The organism is Methanosarcina sp. 1.H.A.2.2 (genome assembly GCF_000979975.1).
Taxonomy (GTDB): domain Archaea; phylum Halobacteriota; class Methanosarcinia; order Methanosarcinales; family Methanosarcinaceae; genus Methanosarcina.
Genome location: NZ_JJQL01000076.1, coordinates 53140 through 60284, shown reverse-complemented (window position 1 = coordinate 60284; position 7145 = coordinate 53140). Strand labels below are relative to the sequence as shown.

Genomic DNA, 7145 nt, shown 5'->3' with positions numbered 1-7145 from the left:
GAAATGAACATGAAAATAAGATCAACTGGAAGTTTACGAGAAAAGTTGCTGATGAGAAAATGTCTAAATATTATGCACCATAATTAAGTTTCTAAGACAGTAGTTTCCGTCCAGGATTTTTTCAATGGCTGTGTATGGCACTCCTTGCAGGATATATGAGAGGAGGTGAAGTGCCATGTTCCTTGCAACCTTCTTTTTTACAGCAGTGCAGAATTCTCCGGGAGCCATGCGCATGAGCCTTGCAAGTCGTTCAGCTCCTATTCGGGAGGCTTCTTCGTTCCAGGCGGTATAATTTCCGAGCACATGCAAAGCATCGGTTGGCGTAAAGCCAATTGCCTGGACAAGGCGCTTTTTAATAAGGGAGTCCAGGGTCTGAGGATGAAGGTCTTTTCTGAGAAGGGTTTTGATTTCATGCACGGAAACCGGTTCTTCTCCGATTGCTCCGCGCACTTCGGCTTCGGCTTTGCTCAGTTCGCCTGCCGGGTAGCCTGACCTGACAAAAAACTTTGTGGGCTGGATGTTTTCCCCCAGGTCTTCTCTGGAAGGCATGGGTGTCCTTTTCAGGTTATTCAGAAACCCCTGATACTTCACTGCAGCTACTGCGAGGGGTATGACTCTCCTTGGCCCGAGGAAAAGTTCTCTGTTCACGGTCCAGATATGGCTGTCTCCGCCTGTAGCTGTTGTCTCCATCCTGATTGCCCGGATCCTTGTTTTCCAGCCGCCAACAACTGCTCCTTCATCGCTCAGGTCAGGGACTCCCATACAGATTGAGGAGATATCGGTACTTGTTCCTCCCACATCCACAACCGCGCAGGTCTTCAGCCCTGAAAGGTAAGAGGCACCTACGAGGCTTGCTGCAGGGCCTGAAAATATAGTTTCGATTGGTTTTTGCAGGGCATCTTTTATCCCCACCACCGAACCGTCACATTTGAGCATAAGGAGCTGTGCATTAATTCCCCGTATTCTTATATCTGTAATAATGGACTGTACAAACTGCCTTGTTATGGGGATCAGCTGGGCATTCAGGAAAGCTGTAACCGCCCTTTCGTAGGCTCCCAGTTCCTGTGAGAGTTCATGCCCACAAACCGCAGGCAGCCCTGTTAACTTAAGTATGGAGTCTCTTGCTTCAAGCTCATGTTCAGGGTTACGTGTGCTGAAATAGGAAGATATGGCAAAAGCTGATACTTTGTCCTTCACGCTCAGCGCAAATTTCTCGATGGCTTCAAGCTCCAGGGGAAAAACCTCTTCTCCGTTGTGGTTGTGTCCCCCTCTGGCAAAGAGCACGTGCCCTGTTGGCAGTTCTTTTTCAAGAGGGTGGTCCCCTATGAGGATCAGGGCTACGGGAAAACCGGTCCCTTCAAGTATGGTATTTGTGGACAGCGTGGTGGAGACCGAAACCAGCTTTACGTTTTCAAGATATCCCGGATTAAGCCCATCAACTACATTTTTGATGCCGGCAAGAGGATCGGGATAGGTCGTCAGGGCTTTATTTGAGTCTATAATTTCTCCATCCGAGTCCCTTACGAGCACCGCATCGGTGTAAGTGCCCCCCGCATCAATCCCAAGGCTGTAATGCATGATGAAAATGACTCCTTTTTATATTTGTTTTTAATATTGGGTTTATTGCAATTTGATAATTAAGTGCAATAAATTGGCTATGTTAAAGCTGATTATAATTTAGGTATACCGAACATCAGATAAAAGGAATTGCTTGTCACTGTGAACATTAAATTCAGAGATAGAAAGCGATTTTTTATTTTTACCCTGAGAAATTCGGAGAAATCCGGGTTTGAAAATGGAGTTCCAGGTAAAATTGATTTGGATGAAAAATTGGACGTACTCTTTTTAGGAAAACAATTAATTACCTTAGTTTCTGAAACGTAGAGAAATAATCTTCAATTAGATCGTGAGTGAAAGGGGATCCTGCTGTTATGACTCCTGCAAAACCTACCCAGAACGCTACTCCTCATCTTCCAGAGGATTACGATGCCCGGATATCCGGCATTCTTCCTTACTACTCGTCTTTTCATCAGGAAACTATCAACTTCATCAAATCGCTGCCATTCAGCCCGAAGGTATGGATGGATGCCGGCTGTGGAACAGGGTCCCTGGTAAATAAGGCAATTGAGGAATTTCCCAATACAAAATTCCTTTTACTTGATCCTTCGGAAGGTATGCTGGGCCAGGCAAAGGAAAAACTATCATCCCGCCCTGCCGGAAGGCTGGAATTTCTGAGAGCTTCACCTACCCAGGAATTCTCTCCGGACTCTCAGGAATTAGAGGAAAAACCGGATGTTATAACTGCTATACAGTGCCATCACTACCTTAGCCGCGAGGGCAGGGCAAAAGCCATCAGCGTGTGTTATAATCTGCTACAAGAAAGTGGAGTTTACGTCACCTTCGAGAACATCAGGCCGCTGACAGAAGATGGCATCACCATAGGAAAACGATACTGGGGCAACTTTCAGTTAGCTCACGGCAGGAGTGAGGAAGAAGTAGAGAGGTATCTTGAGCGTTTTGATACTGAGTATTTTCCCCTAACTGTTGAAGAACATTTGAAGCTGCTGAGAGAAACAGGATTCAAGACCGTGGAGTTGTTCTGGTATTCTTACATGCAGGCTGGTTTTTACTGTATTAAATAATGCTATTTATTTGCTACACAGACTTGTGGTTATTTGTTAACCGAATACAAATCCACCGGAGAAAAACGCAAAATCCTGTTTTATAATTTTGTGCGGTTTGAGCCCATAGATTTCTGAACCCGGTTTTACGGAGTTAGAAGGCTACTTTTATCAAAGTCCATTTGGATTGCATACAATGCCCGAATTTAGAATAAAAAAGCGAAGAAAAAATAAATTCTGGCAGTTTGCTTACACATCCACCTTGTTGAACCTCCAGAGTGACGTGGCTAACATTGTAAGGGCGAAGAACAGAAGGCCCAGGAAAGATATGCTGATATCAGCTGGTGTATACATATAGTGAATACCCATTACAGAGAAGTTATCTCCTAAAGCAAAGTAGCGGATTCCGTTTGCCAGAAGTGTCAGCGGGTTAAACATTGAGAGAAACCTGAGGACAGCAGGGAAGGCATCAACGGGATATAACGCATTGCTTACGAAGAACAGGGGCATACTGAGCAGGGTAAGAATAGACTGCATTCCTTCCGGGTTCTCAATTGTGATTGCAATCGAACCTGAGAGGAAAAGGAAACCCAAAGTGAAAATTCCTACAAGTAAAAAGATGCCTGCGATTGCAATAAGAGTTTCAGTAATTGTATATCCCAAAAAGAAATCCATTCCTATCAGTTTTCCGAATCCTATTATCATGGCAGTTTGAATAAATGCTTTTGTTACGCCGGAAAGCCCGACCCCCAGAATGATGTGAAATCTGGGTGTCGGACTTGCGAGAGTTTCCCTTAGCAGGCTATATTTTTTGTCAAACATAAGAGAAGTCCCACCAAAAAGGCTGCTGAACAGCACATCCATGGCAATTATTCCTGCTCCCATATAGGAAAGGTAATCAACATTCTGTACCCCTTCGATGGGCGGGATCATAGAGGTCAGTTGGTCAAAACTCTCTGACATTGCAAGCCCGAAAAATGCCAGCCACATCACAGGCTGGATTAATGAACTGATGAGCATCGATTTGAATCTGAAAAACTTCAGCATATCTCTCCAGTATATGGCACGAAATTCAAAATTCATTCAGAGACCCCCATTGGTTCTATTCCTTCATATTTTTCCTGTGGTTCTCCTTCCCTCAAGCCATGCCCGGTGTAGTGAACAAAAACATCATCCATTGAAGGCTTTTTGATGTTTATGGTTGTAATCTCTATTCCTGCCTGTCTGATCTTTTCTATAATTTGGGGAAGTACGTGAGTAACATCTTCCCCAATCATGACTCTCAGAGACTTTGTATCTTCGGTTACGGTTTTTACCGCCCCAATTGCCCTTAAAATCTCTGCAACAGTTTTATTATCGCCGGTTTCCAGGTAAATAAGGTCTTTACCAAGTTTATTCTTTAATTCATTTGCAGTTCCGGTTACGATTATTTTTCCGTGGTCAATTATGCTGATCCTGTCACTGAGCTGATCGGCTTCTTCCATATAGTGGGTGGTCAGGAATATCGTAGTGCCTTCTCTCTTAATCTCTCTCAAATACTCCCACATCCTCATTCTTGTCTGGATGTCAAACCCTATTGTCGGCTCATCCAGGAAAAGAACTGCAGGTTTTGTCATCAATCCCCTTGCAAGCTCAAGTCTCCTCTTCATACCACCACTCAGATCTTTTGCCAGGGTATCCCTTTTATTCTCCAGCTCTGTTAGCTTTAAAAGCTCTTCAATGCGTGCTTTTCTTTCTTTTTTTGGCATCGAATAGATCTTACCGTGGTATTCCAGATTTTCACATACAGTCATTTCATGATCAAGGCAAAGCATCTGAAAAACAATGCCTATTGACTTTCTTACGGATTTTGATTCCCTTGCCACATCATACCCGTTAACTCTGGCTTCTCCTTTCTGGATCTTCCGAAGCGTTGTAAGAATATTAATCACAGTACTCTTGCCAGCTCCGTTTGGACCAAGAAATGAGAATATTTCCCCCTCTTTTACAGTAAAACTGATATTATCAACGGCTTTTACAGAGCCATATGAGTGCTCAAGACTATCTACTTCTATGACATTTGCAGTCATCTCTAAATCAACCCCCTTCCCCCTGCTGTATTAAACGTACCCCATCACTCTGACTGACCCCAAATTTTGAGTGATAAGTGATTCAGGATATTTGTTGAATCAATTAAGTTCGGATAAATATCAAGATAGTTTTACACGAGTAGTTGTATCTCAGATGGCTTATATAACTAGGAAATATAGATTCGAAACTATCTTCTCATAAGCTCTTTGTTTTCTGTTTTCAATGCCTGAGAGATACCTCAGATCCTGTTTAATCTTTCTTTCTTTCGTTAATTAAATGGCCAATAACTTTCCCGAGTTTGTTTTTTCAAAATTAATTTTTTTCATAACAATTTTTATTCAATGCGGATTATAAATACGAAATAGATATCTTTATATAAGATCATGACCCGCCAAAAACCGGTAAACTTCTTTTGAATCAACTGAGAAATTCTGGACTCTGAAATTAGAATGAAATTTGAGAAACTGCTCTTAAACAAATCCGATAACAATTACTTTAAAGTTCATGAAAGTTCCAGAATAATTTAGACCGAAATTCCATTGTATCCCGTATCGTGGTCTGCTTCTTGTTTTATACTTATTCTCTTGTAACCAACTCAGGCACTTACAGTTATGCGGTAACCTAATTCTAGTACTGAAATAATTGAACTAGAGCCTGATTATTAATCTCATGCCGGTCCAAAAATCCAGCTATGATTATATTTTTAAGTCAGATGCATAAGCAGCTTGTATTTAATTACCAAAATAATGATAACTATCCAGCCTGGGTAAAACAACGTCAATAGTCATCTTCATTACGATTCAATGGGCAAACTTCAGTGAGCTTATTTTCTTTAATTGTTGGCGATAGATTCGGTTTTTCTTTTTTCATTAGTTAGTTACCAGATGTGTCTATTACGTCTAAATCGACATCAAACAACTGATTTTTGGTGGGCTGGATAGTTGCCAAATTATGAATTAAATACCTTAGCGAAATCTTTAAATATCTAAAAGTAGACAAGCACTTACCGGTAGCCGGCCAAATACAGGGAGGCAAAAGAACAGTATGTTGAAAAATATACAAAAAATAGGGAAATTACTGATAATTATTTGTATGATACTTATAGCGCTGTCCTCACCGGCATTTGCTTCAACGGCAGAGGAAAATGCAGAAGCTATTGAAGGATTACAAACTTCACTTACATTCGTATGGCTACTTCTGGCAAGCGGACTGGTATTCTTCATGCACGCAGGTTTCTCTCTGGTAGAAACCGGGCTTACGAGAAGTAAAAATACGGCTAATATCCTGATGAAAAACTTCATGACGGTAATTCTCGGGATCCTGATCTACTGGGCTGTAGGCTGGGGAGTAATGTATGGAGCTGACGCAGCAGGACTTGTAGGAACGAACCAGTTCTTCCTTGCAGGTGCGGACAATGCAACGTGGAACTCCTGGTTCTTCCAGATGGTTTTCGCAGCCACGGGAGCTACCATAGTTTCGGGAGCAATGGCTGAGAGGACTAACTTCAAGGCATACCTTGTATATTGCATCCTGATGGTAGCTGTAATCTACCCTGTGTATGGTCACTGGGTATGGAGCGGCTCTGACCTTGCCCTCCTGAGCGGAGCCGAAAGCCCGATCGTAAAAGCAATCGGAGTAGCTCATCATGACTTCGCCGGTTCCGGAGTTGTGCATTCAATTGGAGGATATTCAGCTCTTGCAGGTGTGCTTCTGGTGGGTGCAAGGATAGGTAAATTCAGAGATGGAAAAGCTGTGCCTATTCCGGGTCACAACCTTACCTTTGCTTTCCTGGGAACTCTTATCCTTGCACTCGGATGGATAGGATTCAACGGTGGAAGTACCCTTAGTGGAAACGATGCTTACATGAACCTTGTAATAGCCAACACCTTCCTGGCAGGTGCTGCCGGCGCAGTCGTGACCATGGCTATCACCTGGATGACGACCGGAAAACCAGATCCTTCGCTGAGTGCAAACGGGCTTCTTGGCGGGCTTGTAGCAATTACTGCTCCCTGTGGTTCGGTCTCAAACTGGGCAGCTCTGTTAATCGGGGCCATTGCCGGAGTAATTATCTATGCCGGTGTCATGTTCAATGAAAACAGACTAAAACTGGACGATCCTGTAGGTGCAATTGCTGTACACGGATACTGTGGAAGCTGGGGACTGATTTCGGTCGGGCTTTTCTCTATAGGAATTGGAAACGGAATCCTTGCAGACGCTTCGTACGCTGCTGCAGTTCCCGGACTCTTCTACGGAGGAGGAATCAGCTTGCTTCTGATCCAGCTGGTAGCAGTTATAGCAACCATTGTCTGGGGCTTCGGGCTCTCGTTCATTATCTTCAAGATCCTCGATGCCGTAATAGGACTTCGGGTATCTGCAGAAGAAGAAATTATGGGTCTGGATATTTGCGAACACGGAATCAGAGCATACCCTGAGTACCTGATGAGGGAGGAATAA

General features: G+C 43.3%; 4 protein-coding genes and 1 pseudogene. 2 read left to right on the top strand and 3 right to left on the bottom strand.

What is annotated here, in order from left to right; translation table 11 throughout:
• Positions 1-99 precede the first annotated feature (99 nt).
• A pseudogene (locus tag EO93_RS11600) lies at positions 100-1578 on the bottom strand (hydantoinase/oxoprolinase family protein); the annotation flags it as partial.
• A gap of 353 nt (positions 1579-1931) precedes the next feature.
• On the opposite strand from EO93_RS11600, the gene EO93_RS11595 reads away from it, so the two are divergent.
• Complete coding sequence (locus EO93_RS11595; RefSeq protein ID WP_048162656.1) at positions 1932-2642, top strand: class I SAM-dependent methyltransferase; 711 nt, start codon at positions 1932-1934, stop codon at positions 2640-2642.
• Between the two features lie 228 nt (positions 2643-2870).
• On the opposite strand, the gene EO93_RS11590 is transcribed toward EO93_RS11595, so the two are convergent.
• Both EO93_RS11590 and EO93_RS11585 read right to left on the bottom strand, forming a co-directional pair.
• On the bottom strand, positions 2871-3704 hold the full coding sequence (locus tag EO93_RS11590) for an ABC transporter permease (RefSeq protein WP_048162655.1): 834 nt from the start codon (positions 3702-3704) through the stop codon (positions 2871-2873).
• Positions 3701-4690 carry an ATP-binding cassette domain-containing protein gene (locus tag EO93_RS11585; RefSeq protein WP_048162654.1) on the bottom strand — a complete coding sequence of 330 codons (990 nt, stop codon included), beginning with the start codon at positions 4688-4690 and terminating at the stop codon, positions 3701-3703. The genes EO93_RS11590 and EO93_RS11585 overlap by 4 nt, the downstream gene beginning before the upstream one ends.
• Before the next feature lie 1045 nt (positions 4691-5735).
• Between EO93_RS11585 and EO93_RS11580 the strand changes: the two genes are divergently transcribed.
• Entirely contained in the window at positions 5736-7145 is a 1410-nt protein-coding gene (locus EO93_RS11580) for an ammonium transporter (RefSeq protein ID WP_048162653.1), read from the top strand.